This window comes from Gracilibacillus kekensis (assembly GCF_900143085.1).
Lineage (GTDB): Bacteria > Bacillota > Bacilli > Bacillales > Amphibacillaceae > Gracilibacillus > Gracilibacillus kekensis.
Window position 1 is genome coordinate 196,845 of sequence record NZ_FRCZ01000007.1, and the last position, 13,257, is coordinate 210,101.

General features: G+C 36.3%; 13 protein-coding genes. 8 read left to right on the forward strand and 5 right to left on the reverse strand.

Features of this window, described 5'->3' with window-relative positions:
* Positions 1–75: 75 nt before the first annotated feature.
* Positions 76–954, reverse strand: coding sequence for an NAD(P)-dependent oxidoreductase (locus tag BUC25_RS16205; protein WP_425292878.1), 879 nt, complete (start codon positions 952–954; stop codon positions 76–78).
* A gap of 101 nt (positions 955–1,055) precedes the next feature.
* Between BUC25_RS16205 and BUC25_RS16210 the strand changes: the two genes are divergently transcribed.
* Positions 1,056–1,409, forward strand: coding sequence for a TraR/DksA C4-type zinc finger protein (locus tag BUC25_RS16210; RefSeq protein ID WP_073202934.1), 354 nt, complete (start codon positions 1,056–1,058; stop codon positions 1,407–1,409).
* 53 nt (positions 1,410–1,462) lie between these two features.
* On the opposite strand, the gene BUC25_RS16215 is transcribed toward BUC25_RS16210, so the two are convergent.
* Entirely contained in the window at positions 1,463–2,689 is a 1,227-nt protein-coding gene (locus tag BUC25_RS16215; RefSeq protein ID WP_073202935.1) for a S1C family serine protease, read from the reverse strand.
* Positions 2,690–2,982: 293 nt separating this feature from the next.
* Here BUC25_RS16215 and BUC25_RS16220 point away from each other — a divergent pair, with 293 nt between their 5' ends.
* The 4 genes from BUC25_RS16220 (at position 2,983) to BUC25_RS16235 (ending at position 7,423) form a co-directional block, all read left to right on the forward strand.
* A complete protein-coding gene (locus BUC25_RS16220) occupies positions 2,983–3,675 on the forward strand; it encodes a response regulator transcription factor (RefSeq protein ID WP_073202936.1) in 693 nt (230 codons plus the stop codon).
* Positions 3,672–5,027 (forward strand): sensor histidine kinase, encoded by a 1,356-nt coding sequence (locus BUC25_RS16225; protein WP_073202937.1) that lies wholly within the window; start codon positions 3,672–3,674, stop codon positions 5,025–5,027. Before BUC25_RS16220 ends, BUC25_RS16225 begins: the two co-directional genes overlap by 4 nt.
* Positions 5,028–5,104: 77 nt before the next feature.
* A complete protein-coding gene (typA, locus tag BUC25_RS16230; protein ID WP_073202938.1) occupies positions 5,105–6,934 on the forward strand; it encodes a translational GTPase TypA in 1,830 nt (609 codons plus the stop codon).
* 210 nt (positions 6,935–7,144) lie between these two features.
* Positions 7,145–7,423 (forward strand): YkvA family protein, encoded by a 279-nt coding sequence (locus BUC25_RS16235; RefSeq protein WP_073202939.1) that lies wholly within the window; start codon positions 7,145–7,147, stop codon positions 7,421–7,423.
* A gap of 333 nt (positions 7,424–7,756) precedes the next feature.
* On the opposite strand, the gene BUC25_RS16245 is transcribed toward BUC25_RS16235, so the two are convergent.
* Positions 7,757–9,094 carry an ABC transporter permease gene (locus BUC25_RS16245; protein WP_073202940.1) on the reverse strand — a complete coding sequence of 446 codons (1,338 nt, stop codon included), beginning with the start codon at positions 9,092–9,094 and terminating at the stop codon, positions 7,757–7,759.
* Positions 9,091–9,783, reverse strand: coding sequence for an ABC transporter ATP-binding protein (locus BUC25_RS16250; protein ID WP_073202941.1), 693 nt, complete (start codon positions 9,781–9,783; stop codon positions 9,091–9,093). The genes BUC25_RS16245 and BUC25_RS16250 overlap by 4 nt, the downstream gene beginning before the upstream one ends.
* A gap of 130 nt (positions 9,784–9,913) precedes the next feature.
* On the opposite strand from BUC25_RS16250, the gene BUC25_RS16255 reads away from it, so the two are divergent.
* The 3 genes from BUC25_RS16255 (at position 9,914) to BUC25_RS16265 (ending at position 12,291) form a co-directional block, all read left to right on the forward strand.
* Positions 9,914–11,068: a CapA family protein gene (locus tag BUC25_RS16255; RefSeq protein WP_073202942.1), complete on the forward strand. Its 1,155-nt coding sequence runs from the start codon at positions 9,914–9,916 to the stop codon at positions 11,066–11,068.
* A gap of 12 nt (positions 11,069–11,080) precedes the next feature.
* Positions 11,081–11,893, forward strand: coding sequence for a DUF368 domain-containing protein (locus tag BUC25_RS16260; RefSeq protein ID WP_073202943.1), 813 nt, complete (start codon positions 11,081–11,083; stop codon positions 11,891–11,893).
* Positions 11,894–11,970: 77 nt separating this feature from the next.
* Positions 11,971–12,291 carry a thioredoxin family protein gene (locus tag BUC25_RS16265; RefSeq protein WP_073202944.1) on the forward strand — a complete coding sequence of 107 codons (321 nt, stop codon included), beginning with the start codon at positions 11,971–11,973 and terminating at the stop codon, positions 12,289–12,291.
* A 207-nt stretch (positions 12,292–12,498) separates the two neighbouring features.
* Here the strand turns inward: BUC25_RS16265 and BUC25_RS16270 are convergent, their stop codons facing one another.
* A complete protein-coding gene (locus tag BUC25_RS16270) occupies positions 12,499–13,236 on the reverse strand; it encodes a YqcI/YcgG family protein (RefSeq protein ID WP_073202945.1) in 738 nt (245 codons plus the stop codon).
* Positions 13,237–13,257: the final 21 nt, after the last annotated feature.

A 13,257-nucleotide genomic window follows, 5' to 3' on the forward strand; every position in this document is an offset into this window, starting at 1 on the left:
TTAGTAAATCTTCATCACCACTACATGCAACTACGAATAATATAAATATTAACGTTATTAATAGCTGTTTAATAATTACAACTCTCCCTCAAACCATTTAATCAAAGCTTGTGTCCCCTCGTCTTCTAATCCTTTGTCTGCCAATTCTTCATATAATTCAAGTGATAGAGCTAGACCAGGTGTTTGTATTCCCATGTTTTTAGCATTGGTAAGGGCAATTTTCATATCTTTAATAAAATGTTTGATATAAAACCCTGGTTCATAATCGCCATTGATCATACGGGGTGCTAATTTAGATAAAGAAAAACTTCCTGCAGCACCTGTTGATATACTTTTTAGCACTCGTTCAGGGTCTAATCCTGCTTTTTTTGCATACATAATCGACTCTGATACACCGATCATGGTCGAAGCTATATTAATTTGATTCGCCATTTTGGTATGTTGTCCCGCTCCAGCCGGCCCTTGCAATACAATATTTTCGCCCATTATTTCAAAGATAGATAACATCGTATCAAAATCCTGTTGTGTACCACCAACCATAATGGCTAATTTTCCACTTTTGGCTCCAATATCACCACCAGATACAGGGGCATCTAAGCTGTGTAACTTTTTAGTTTCAGCAACTTTTGCTATTTCTTCTGCTAATTGCGGGTCGGATGTTGTCATATCAATTAAATAGGATCCTGGTTTGGCGTTATTAATAATACCGTTTTCTTCAAGGTAAAGGTTTTCAACATCAGAAGGATAACCAACCATGGTAATGATAATATCTGATTTTGCTGCAAGGGAAGCTACTGTAACTTCCCAAATGGCTCCTTGGTTTAAGAGTTCAAGCGCTTTATCCTTCGTTCTGGTGAAAAGATGTACGTGATATCCTGCATCAATTAAATGACTTGCCATACTTTTCCCCATTACACCTGAACCAATAAAACCAATAGTTTTTGTCATCATCATTCTCCTTTTTTCTTATACTGTATCAGAAAAAAGCGATAGAGACTAATGGTTGTTTTTATTGATTAAATAATGGGAATAGGTGGACTAAAAGGAGGATCAACATGAAACAAGAAGTGCTAGAGCAATGTAAAAGTTATTTAAATGAGAGAAAAGAGCAATTAAAGAAGGATAATGCAGAAAGTGTAAATGAAAGTAAACCATTGGATGCAGATGTTGGAGAATTATCAACAAGTTTTGACAATCATCCTGCAGATATGGGAACCGAATTATATGACCGGCAAAAAGATATCACGTTACAAGCACATGAACAGGAAGAATTAGAAGAAGTTGACCATGCATTAAAATCAATTAAAAAAGGTACTTATCATCTTTGTGAGGAGTGTGGAAAAGAAATTTCAGAAGATCGCTTATTAGCTATTCCAACCACTAGATATTGTATTGATCATGGTAAATAAAAAACCTAGGCTAGCGTTAGCCTAGGTTATAATTATCTAGATGAAATCTCACTTTACAAATCTTCCTGTTTATCTAATGTCATCGTTGCAGTTTGTACGTTTCCTTCTCGATAGAAAGTGACAGTAATTTCATCACCGATTTCTGTTTCTCGATATAAATAGGTTTTTAAATCAAGCATAGAACTGATTTCCTTATCATCAATTTTTGTTACAACATCATATTGTTTTAGACCTGCTTCATCTGCTGGAGAATTTGATTCAATATCAGCAACAACAATGCCATCTTCCACACTTTCTTCTAATTTTAACGTTTCTTGAAGGTGACGAGCAGGTACCGTTGATAAGTCGACAGCGCTAATGCCCATGAATGGACGCACAACTTCACCATCTGTTTCTAACTGTTCCATGACAGGTTTTGCATCACTAATAGGAATAGCAAAACCGATACCCTCTACTGCAGCTTGTGCAATTTTCATCGAGTTAATTCCAATTAATTGACCATTCGAGTTAACTAATGCACCACCACTGTTACCAGGGTTAATCGCAGCATCTGTTTGGATGACATTTGTTGTCCAATCTGGTTGACGGTCATTATTTAAATCGACATCGACAGCACGATCTAACCCACTAATAATACCTTGTGTAACCGATCCAGCAAACTCCGTACCAAGAGGATTACCGATCGCAATCGCTGTATCACCTACCGTCAATTCATCAGAAGAACCAAGTTCAGCGACTGTCGTTACTTGATCATTAGGGATTTGTAAAACGGCTAGGTCCGTTAAGGCATCTGTACCTAATACTTCAGCTTGAACATGCTCACCATTTGTTAAAATAACCTCCACTTGTTGAGCACCTTCCACTACGTGATTATTGGTAACGACATATGCGTTTTCACCATCATCTTTATAAATAACACCTGAACCAGTTCCTGCAGCATCTGATTCTTCCCATAGACTAACTTGTTGAACATTCGATATTCCAACTACAGCATCGGATACTTTTTCTACTGCTCCGGAAATAGAGTTTGTATTCTCGGTAGATAGATTCGAAGTGGGTACTGCTTCCTGATCAGTAGATTGCTGACTTTCAGCTGTCTCTTCAGTCTCTACTGTATTTTCTGAAGCAGTGTTTTGATTATCATCTAATTGCGTCAGGAAAATCCCACCTGTAAATAAAGCCGCGATGATACCTCCAGCTACACCACTCATTAACATCGGGAAAGTATTTCTTTCCTTTTTTGGTTTTGGAGTGTGTTCTTGATTAAATTCTTGACTCATATCTATTCACACCTTTTTAAAAAATTTGTTATTAATAACTTCACTTACTATATTACCCACCATTTATGGCATATTAACGGGATAAGTGTATAAAAAATGTGTAAAATCAGCTAATTATATAGCATTACTTAATTTTTTTAGATAAATGTGCGAAAATATGATAAAGCGAAACTTATCAGAAAGTTAGCGTCCGTTACCCCTCACATATATTATTTGTTGAAGAAATCTGTTTTAAGGGTATAACGGACGTATACACCGTGATAAAAGAAAGATACGGAGAGGTGGAAGATAACATGCACCAAAAAATATATATGGTAGAAGATGATCCGAATATTCGAGATATTGTGAATGCATATCTAAAAAAAGAAGGCTATCAGGTGACACTCATGGAAACAGCAGAGGATGCGTGGGAATTAGCAACGACAGGGCAACCAGATATGTGGATTTTAGATATTATGCTTCCTGGAATGGACGGATATGAATTATGCAAAAAAATCCGACAAATAAGTGAAGTTCCGATTATTATCATCTCAGCAAAAGATGAGGAAGTCGATAAAATACTTGGTTTAGAGTTAGGTAGTGATGACTATTTAACGAAACCATTTAGTCCAAGAGAACTAGTGGCAAGGATAAAGCGTCTCTTTAAGCGTGCTGAATCACACCCTGTTAAAAAGAGCGATCAAACCAGTGTTATTGAACTTGGTGGACTTGAAGTCGATAAAGCGGCTCGCATTGTTAAATGGCAACAGCAAGAAATTGATGTCACTTCAAAAGAATTTGAAATGTTAGAAATTTTTGCGAAACAACCCAATCGTGCTTTTTCGAGAGAAGAATTGTTGACATTAGTATGGGGTAACGATTATTTCGGAAGTGATCGAGCAGTAGATGATCTTGTAAAACGATTAAGGAAGAAAATGGCCAATTTACCGATCGAAACCGTGTGGGGACACGGTTACCGCTTAGAATATGACGGAGAACAAACATGAAATTACAATACCAATTAACAATAGCTTTTACGACTTTATTAGTTATTATTATGACGGTCGCAGGTATTACGATCTATTCGCAAATGTTGCAGATGTTAATTAAAGATGAACAACGTCAATTAGAAGATAAAGGGGAATTGATTGTTAATTTTATTTTGTCACAAGACTTAAATAGCACAACAAATGTTCAAAGGTTACTGCAAATGTTAGAACAATATAATTTGCAGGTCTTTGCTTATGATGAAGGTAATGAGCGTGTGATCTTTTCATCGATTCCAGATATGGACAAATTAGATGAGTGGATCGCGGAGCATGATCTGACAAATGAAGACCAACCATTATGGCAAGGGGAAGATGATCGCTATGTTGTTTCTATTATCCCTTTTTATTCACCTGTTGTTACCCAGCAATTAGTGTTGTTAACACCATTGGATGATTTGCAGGAAGTCCAGAGAAGTTTGGTAAATCGTCTATTTATTATCTTTTTAATCGGAATAGCTGTAGCAGTTTTATTAAGTCATTACTTAACAACCAAACTAGTAACGCCATTAACGAAATTGCGCCATCAATTAAAAAAAATTGAAAAACGCCAATTTGATGACATGGAAGAAATCAAAGCAACTGGTGAGATTAAAGAAGTGGAACAAAGTGTCGTCGAAATGGCAAATGAATTAAACAGTTTCATTCAATCCCAGCACCACTTCTTTCAAAATGCCAGCCATGAATTAAAAACGCCTTTAATGACAATCCAAGGTTATGCGGAAGGTATTAAAGATGGAATTTTTGAGGGACAGGAAGCAGATCGTGGCTTAGATGTGATGGTCGCTGAGATCAATCGTCTTAAGAAAATCATTAATGAAATTATTCTCTTAGCTAAACTTGACAGTGAGGCAGATATCTATCAAGCGGAGACTATTAGTATCAAAACATTTCTTGAGAAAGTAATGGAACGAGCTATCCCAATAGCAAATGACCAAAATATTCAAGTGACCTTAACAAAAGTAGAGGATAAAACATTAACTTTTGATGAGGAAAAAATGTTACAAGCTGTAATGAATATTGTGACAAATGCGATACGTCATGCAAGAAATAAGGTGGAGTTAGCTGTGTTCACTGTAAATAATGAGCTGCGATTCGAAGTTATTGATGATGGAGAAGGAATAGATGAGGATGTAATTAAAAAATTATTCCATCGCTTTGTAAAAGGAAATAGTGGAGAAACAGGTCTTGGTCTAGCAATTGCCAGAGCGATCGTGGAGAGGTCTGGTGGTACAATAAAAGCAGAAAATGCCAAAAATGGTGGGGCGAAATTTAGCATAATCTTTCCCAATTATGAAAAAAATAACGATTAATGATAACATTTAATGACTATTATGGTATACTAGATAAGTTGTAAAAAATGAACGTATCATTAAGAGGAGAGAATGAAATGACGCAATTAAGAGAAGACCTTCGCAATATTGCGATAATTGCCCATGTTGACCATGGTAAAACAACGTTAGTTGACCAATTACTCCATTACTCAGGAACATTTCGGGAAAATGAACAAGTAGCAGAACGTGCTATGGATTCCAATGATATCGAAAAAGAGCGTGGAATCACGATTTTAGCGAAGAACACAGCCATTGATTATAAGGATAAACATATAAATATATTAGATACACCTGGCCACGCCGATTTTGGTGGTGAAGTAGAACGTATTATGAAAATGGTAGACGGTGTACTACTTGTTGTTGATGCTTATGAAGGATGTATGCCTCAAACACGTTTTGTATTAAAGAAAGCTTTAGAGCAAAAATTACAGCCTGTTGTTGTGTTGAACAAAATTGACCGTCCTAATGCACGACCGGATGAGGTTGTAGATGAAGTATTAGATTTATTTATCGAATTAGGTGCAGATGATGCACAATTAGAATTTCCAGTTGTTTATGCTTCTGCATTAAATGGAACGTCAAGCTTTCCAGACGAAGAACAGCAGGATACAATGGAACCAATTTTTGAAACGATCATTGACAAAATTCCAGCTCCTGTAGACAATGCAGAAGAACCACTTCAATTCCAGGTAACGATGCTAGATTATAACGACTATTTAGGACGTATCGGTGTTGGTCGTGTATTCCGTGGATCGATTAAAGTTGGACAGCAAGTATCCTTAATGAAGACGGATGGTACGGTTAAAAACTTCCGTGTTAGTAAATTGTTCGGTTTTATTGGTCTTAAGCGAATTGAGATCCAAGAAGCAAAAGCAGGTGATATTATTGCGGTTGCTGGTATGGAAGATATCAACGTTGGCGAAACTGTTTGTCCAACAGAACATCAAGAAGCATTACCAATCTTACGAATTGACGAGCCAACGTTACAGATGACGTTTGTTGTAAATAATAGTCCATTTGCAGGTAGAGAAGGTAAATATATTACTTCACGTCAAATCGATGAGCGACTATTGTCACAATTAGAAACAGATGTGAGTCTTCGTGTAGATCCTACAGATTCTCCAGATGCATGGACTGTTTCTGGGCGTGGTGAATTACACTTATCGATCTTAGTAGAGAATATGCGCCGAGAAGGGTTCGAATTGCAACTTTCGAAACCACAAGTAATCATTAAAGAAATTGATGGCGTAAAATGTGAACCTGTAGAAAGGGTACAAATTGATGTACCGGAAGACTATACAGGTCCTGTGATGGAATCCCTTGGAGCACGTAAAGGGGAAATGATGGACATGGTCAACCATGGAACAGGCCAAGTTCGTATGGAATTTAAAGTCCCTTCACGTGGGTTGATTGGTTATGCAACAGAATTCATGACCCAAACGCGTGGATATGGAATTATCAATCATACATTTGAAGAGTATGCACCATTTGCCAAAGGGCAAGTTGGTGGACGTCGCGAAGGTGTACTTGTTTCCTTAGAAAACGGAAAAGCATCTACTTACGGCATTATGAACTTGGAAGATCGCGGGATAATCTTCGTTGATCCAGGTACAGAAGTATACGCAGGTATGATTGTTGGTCAGCATAACCGAGAAAATGATCTAACCGTTAATATTACAAAAGAGAAGCATCTAACCAACGTACGTTCAGCGAATAAAGACCAAACATCTACCATTCGTAAAACGCGCAGAATGTCATTAGAAGAAGCGATTCAATATTTAGATGATGATGAGTACTGTGAAGTAACGCCAGAATCAATCCGTCTTCGTAAAAAAATATTAAACAAAAGCGAACGAGAAAAAGCATCTAAGAAGAAAAATGCATAAAATTGTGATTAATCCCAGCGAGATTTAACTTGCTGGGATTTTTATCTTGCAAATTTCGTCTTCTTCTTGCAGATGGAGCAGTTTATCTTGCATATTTAAAATATGCAAGTTGGAGGAAAATGTATTCGTAAAGGTAACGTTAGATATGGTTTCTTTTTGTAGTGTAAGGGTATTATGATACTAGATATATTAAAGAGATGAGGTTTTCTTATGAGGTTTTTTAGCAGATTAAAATTTTTATTTCATTTTCGTAAATCGCTGCCATTTTTCAAAGAATTCTTCCTTTCGAAACAAGTGAGGGTCACTGCAAAAATGGCATCGTTGTTATTAATATTTGGCTATATCATTTTCCCGTTTGATTTAATTCCCGATTATTTACTTCTTTTTGGTATATTTGATGATATCATGATTGCCGGTTTAATATTACAGCAAATGGTCAAAATGGCACCTCACTCCTTACGTGAGAAATACGAGATCGAAGATGACTAAATAGTCACTTATAAGAAAAAATAACCTCCACGTAATTGAGAGGTTATTATTCTATTTCAGTATTTTGACTGTCAGGAGCCACATTTTACAGCATCGTCTATTGCATCTTCAGGTATAAGTAGGGTATCACCTTCAACTTTAAAGGGGATATCATTATTTTCTAACCTATCCTTTAATGGCGTATTATCTGATTGAGTAGACCATTCAGTGTATTCGCCTTGATATTCTTTAGGTTGGCAAGCGTTGAAAAATAAAAATAATAAAAGTAAAGTACTTAAAATTATTCTAATATCAATGCCCCCTTCTTCTTTGCAAAAAAATATATACCTTTCTTTATATCTCTCTTCTCATTGCTTTTAGTACATCAATTTGCGTAGCCCTTTTAGCAGGTTTTAAACCAGATACGATCGTTACTAATAAACAAATCGTAACGGAGATTAAAATTAATGATAATGGTATGCTTGAAAATTGAAACCCTTCAGGTAACTGTTCTTCCAATGCGGACTCAATAATTATAGGTAGCGTAATATTGAGTAGAATACTAATGATATATGCAACAGCTGTACCAATTACTGCACCAATCAAACCAATATAGCTGCTTTCTAGTAAAAAGATTTGCTTAATCTTTTTGGGATGTGCTCCAATTGCTTTCATGATACCGATATCTGGTGTTCTTTCGGTTACCGCCATTGTCATCGTATTGTAAATCCCAATCGAGGCAATGATAATCGCGATAGTTCCAATGAAAATCAATCCTATTTTTGCTATTGTAAAGACCAGATTGATATTTTTAATTTCATCTGCAACAGAATATACTAAATAATTTTGTTCTTTTAATATTTCTGATATATTGTTTATTTCATCCATGCTATCTGCAAATCCATACACCGCATCATAGCCTTTTGGAATCGATGCAGGTTGGGACTGATCAGGCATGACAATTTCTCCGCGAGGTGTATTTGTAAAGGATTCAATTTCATTTAAAACTTCCTCTGTCGTATACACTTTTTGATCTTCCATCCATCCTTTCGAAGGAGGCTCAACAATCCCTGTAATCGTTAGTGTAATCGACTCTTTTTGCTCTTTGCCTTCAATGTATTGAGCAACCTCCATTTCGATTTGCTTACCAATTAAATTTTCATCATATTGAAATTTTTCTTTAATCACATTATTTTCATCATATAAATCATCAACTTCCACATCAGTTGGTGCGAGATGATTTAGAAAATGGTGACCGACTACAATTTCGTGTGATCCTTCTGGAAGTCTGCCTTCTGTTAACTCCAATCCCGCTTCAATTTCAGATGGAAAATGAGCAACAACCGTCTGGTTTTGAGAAGAATAGTTATCCAATGTATAATTAGGAGTTTGATAAAGATTTTGCTGCCTTGTCACAGCTTTTACTTCATCTATTGCTTCGATTTCTTTAATTTCCTTGTCTGTAATGGGCTGGACATTACCATCTTGTTCTAAACCGGCAATTTCTATCTTTGTAACGGTTCGATCCTCTAGCAAATCCTGAATAAAGGTGCTATGGAGACCAAACCCCACAGAAGCTAAAACGATTAGAAAAGCCACACTCATTGCAGTTGCCAGCACTGTCATAAAAATACGTGACTTACTTCTTCTCATATTACTTTTCACAAATCTCCATTGATCTTTAAGGTTCATTGAATCGTTTCCTCCTTTACGATACGCCCATCATGGATGTGTATTTGTTTCGTTGCAACACGAGCAACTTCTTCATCGTGGGTGATAATTAAAAAAGTAATGCCCAGCTCTTGATTTAATTCTTTAATTAAATATAATATGTCCGCCTCTGTTTCACTATCTAAGCTTCCAGTAGGCTCATCAGCCAGGATAATAGGAGGTTCCATCACTAATGTTCTAGCGATACTAATTCGTTGTTGTTGACCACCAGACAGTTCACTCGGATAATGACTTTTATAATCCAGTAATCCTACCTTTTGTAATGTTTGTTCCGTTATATGCTTTCTTTCTTTTTCGTTTAGTCCTTTTAAAACTAATGGCAACTCAATATTTTCAAAAGCAGTCATACTAGGGATAAGTTGAAAGTTTTGAAAGATAAATCCGATGTTTTGTAATCGATAATCAGCAAATTCACCTTCACTAAATGTAGTAACATTGGTATTTCCAATATGAACCGTGCCACTCGTTGGTTTCATAAACCCGCCAATAATATTTAACAGTGTAGATTTACCTGATCCACTTTTTCCTGTTATTGCTACAATTTCTCCTTCTTTTATAGATAAAGAAACATCATTTAAAACGTGTAAATGTGTTTCATTTTGCTTTTTTCCTAAGATAAATGTTTGATGAATGTTATTTATTTCAATCATTAAATTCTCCTCCTTTTCTTTTCAATAGTTAATGACGATCAAAAAAAGAAAATCATTTCATTTTTTTTACATTCAGTATGTCAAACTTATGATAGAATAGAGGAAGCTTTTGAAGAGGAGTCGCATTACGATGAAGTATCGCATCTTATGGTTATTAATGATTTTCCCGATGTTGACAGGCTGTTTAATGTCGAATCAACTTGATAGTCAAAACCATCATAATAGTGGAAAGGATCTGTTAATGAAAGAGATAGAGAGTCCGTATCTTAACTCTTTACAGGCAGAGATCACAATCGCTGCAATTGGTGACCTTTTGATTCATTCCAGGGTTTATGATGACGCATGGAATGGGGAAAATTATGACTTTAACCCTATGCTTGAACCAGTAGCGAAATATTTAGAGCAACCAACGATAACGATGGCAAATCAGGAATCCATCATGGGTGGGGAAGAGATCGGTTTATCGAACTACCCTCAATTTAACAGTCCATTTGAATTAGGAGATAATCTTAAAGAAGTGGGAATTGACATTGTAACTATGGCAAACAACCATACATTAGATCGAGGCGAACAAGCCATCCATAACGCGATTGAACATTACGAGAAGATAGATATGATGTATACTGGAAGTTTTAAAAGTGAAGCCGATAAAGATAAGCTACGAGTGATTGAAACAGAAGAGGGGATCTCTGTAGCATTTTTAAGTTATACATATGGAACAAATGGGATTCCCATTCCGAATGGTAAAGATTATCTTGTAAATATGATTGATCGTAAAGTCATTGAAAAGGAAGTAAATAAAGCGCGGAATCTAGCAGACGTTACCATTGTCAGTTATCATTTCGGCCAGGAGTATCAACGGACACCTAATCAAGAGCAGAAAGAATTGGCTCAGTTCACGGCAGATCTTGGAGTGGATGTTATTATTGGACACCATCCTCATGTTCTGCAACCAATGGAGTGGTTGGAAGGTAAGGATGGAAATCAGGTATTAGTGGCCTATTCCTTAGGGAATTTCCTGTCTGGACAGTATGAATTATACCGGAGAATCGGTGGTATTCTTGAATTCAAAGTCTCAAAACAGGATTCGAATATAAAGGTTCATTCACCTTCCTTTTTACCGACATTTGTTTCGTTTGAAAGATCTGGTGAAACGTTAAGAGATATTGAGGTGTTCCCTTTAAAAGACGTGAGTGACGATCAACTTTCAAATGCATTAGTGTATCTTGATGAAATGAAGAAGCACCTCTCACAAAAATTAGACAATTTAAAGTTTATCGAATAAGGAGAATGAGAGATGGAATGGCGAAATATATACCGTGGTATGTTAATGGGAGCAAGTGATGTGGTTCCGGGAGTAAGTGGGGGTACCATAGCAGTAGTTTTAGGGATATATGATCGGTTAATTGAAGCGATCAATGGATTTTTTGGTAAAGAATATAAAAAGCATTTAATGTTTTTGATTCCACTAGGCATAGGAATATTAACTGCCGTTTTCTTATTAGCAGGTTTGATTGAATGGTTATTTGAACATTATCCTCAACAAACGCAATTTGCCTTTTTAGGGTTAATTATCGGTGTGTTACCTTTTCTTTTTCAAAAATCAGAAGCGAAAAAAACGTTTAAAGCAAAGCATTTTTTGTTAGTTATGATTGGGATTGCTATAGTTGGCTCGATGGCATTCTTTCAAACGGGTGAGCCTGCACCGGTAACAAACTTTTCACCAACTACCTACTTTTGGTTATTTGGTTCTGGTTTTATCGCTAGTGCAGCCATGATTCTGCCTGGTATTAGCGGGTCCTTCCTTTTATATGTAATTGGTTCCTATACTACCATCATAAGTGCAATTAAAAACTTAGATATAATAGTTATACTAACAGTTGGTACAGGTATACTGTTAGGTATAGTATTAATGAGTAAAGTGATTCATTATTTTCTTGGAGCATTTCCGATAGCAACTTATGCAGTTGTAATAGGCATGGTAATAGGCTCCGTCTTTGTTATATTCCCAGGCTGGCCCACGAATGTGATGGGGACAATTGTAAGTATCATTACCTTTTCTGGTGGCTTACTTTTTGCTTATTTGTTGGGTAAAATAGAGTATCGTTAAACAGAATAGTTGCGTGTGAAGAGTGTTCATGCTAATTTTGATTCGAAGTGCAAATAGATAAAAAGGGGTTATTTTAAATGAAAGCAATTAAAACAGTAGATCAATTTAATGAAATTATTGCTTCCAAAGAACCAGTCATTATTAAGTTTTATGCGGATTGGTGTCCGGATTGCAAGCGAATGGATATGTTTATTGGTGATATATTAGATAAGTATGAACAATATGATTGGTACCAGGTTAATAGTGATGAAGTTGAGGGGCTGGCAGAAAAATTCGAAGTTATGGGGATACCAAGCTTACTCATATTCCAAAATGGCGAAAAACAGGCACACCGCCACAGTGCCTATACCAAATCGCCCGATGATGTAGAAGAATTCTTACAACAAGAACTAGGATAAGAGACAGTATAAAAGCTGTCTCTTTTTTTATAAGGAAAGAAAGCATAAAACCCGCGGTATTAATGCATTAGTGATCAGAGTAGCCATTTTGAAATATAGCATACAGGAAACCACTGTTGCGGGTGTTACACCTATTTTCCATGTCAAAATTACCACAAAAAGGATCGGGTGAGACTTTGATCCTTCTTGCGGTTCGTAATTGCTGAATTAATTGGACTCTTTATGATGAAAGGGGCATGAGCCTTTTATTGGTTGGATATCATCTCCTATAAAAAATTGCTTCCATTCGTTATGAGTTGGGTCTCCAAAGTGGCTTATATCTGGATGTTTAGGTAAGTTATCCCACTTTTCCACTCTTGCTCTTACTTTTTCTCTTGACATTATCCCGCCTTTTTCGGTGCCTTCCAATCCTTTGAAAATTTTACGTGGCTGGAATCCAATAATAAGACTATTTCCTAAATTTCTTGTTTTTCTTTGTTTATATGCTGGCGCATTACCAAAGGCGAAGATAGGTTCACCACCAAAATGAAAATCCCATAAATAATGTTCAGGATCTTTAGGTGCTCCATGAGGCCATGGCACAGAATCATTAGCATGGAGATATTGTAAAACATTCCAAAAATAAGAGCGATAATATTCAATCGATTTCTCTTCGTTTTCAGGTTCTACGAAAATAAATAATCCATGTCTTTTTGCTTCAGGGGAGTTAAACAATTTCAAAAATTGCTCCACAGCTTTTGGTAGTGTACTCCAATCTGCGTGTGAAATATATGCATACCTTAACTCGCCCTTACGTTGGCCAGTCATGCCAAAAAAACAAGGAAAAGTAGGGTTCGTTACAATTTTCTCAAATGTCTGATACTCGTTATATAACCATGCAGGAAGATGTGTTGTATTTTCCAGTAATTCTTTTGTTAATAAATGTGACCCATCCTCAGCTATCATTATCCAACCTCCTTCATTTAT

Coding starts and splice junctions, on each gene's coding strand:
- BUC25_RS16255 (WP_073202942.1), top strand. CDS start 9,914: ATGAAGTATCGCATCTTATGGTTATTAATGATTTTCCCGATGTTGACA.
- BUC25_RS16235 (WP_073202939.1), top strand. CDS start 7,145: ATGAGGTTTTTTAGCAGATTAAAATTTTTATTTCATTTTCGTAAATCG.
- BUC25_RS16245 (WP_073202940.1), bottom strand. CDS start 9,094: ATGAACCTTAAAGATCAATGGAGATTTGTGAAAAGTAATATGAGAAGA.
- BUC25_RS16250 (WP_073202941.1), bottom strand. CDS start 9,783: ATGATTGAAATAAATAACATTCATCAAACATTTATCTTAGGAAAAAAG.
- BUC25_RS16265 (WP_073202944.1), top strand. CDS start 11,971: ATGAAAGCAATTAAAACAGTAGATCAATTTAATGAAATTATTGCTTCC.
- typA (WP_073202938.1), top strand. CDS start 5,105: ATGACGCAATTAAGAGAAGACCTTCGCAATATTGCGATAATTGCCCAT.
- BUC25_RS16260 (WP_073202943.1), top strand. CDS start 11,081: ATGGAATGGCGAAATATATACCGTGGTATGTTAATGGGAGCAAGTGAT.
- BUC25_RS16205 (WP_425292878.1), bottom strand. CDS start 954: ATGATGATGACAAAAACTATTGGTTTTATTGGTTCAGGTGTAATGGGG.
- BUC25_RS16270 (WP_073202945.1), bottom strand. CDS start 13,236: ATGATAGCTGAGGATGGGTCACATTTATTAACAAAAGAATTACTGGAA.
- BUC25_RS16210 (WP_073202934.1), top strand. CDS start 1,056: ATGAAACAAGAAGTGCTAGAGCAATGTAAAAGTTATTTAAATGAGAGA.
- BUC25_RS16225 (WP_073202937.1), top strand. CDS start 3,672: ATGAAATTACAATACCAATTAACAATAGCTTTTACGACTTTATTAGTT.
- BUC25_RS16215 (WP_073202935.1), bottom strand. CDS start 2,689: ATGAGTCAAGAATTTAATCAAGAACACACTCCAAAACCAAAAAAGGAA.
- BUC25_RS16220 (WP_073202936.1), top strand. CDS start 2,983: ATGCACCAAAAAATATATATGGTAGAAGATGATCCGAATATTCGAGAT.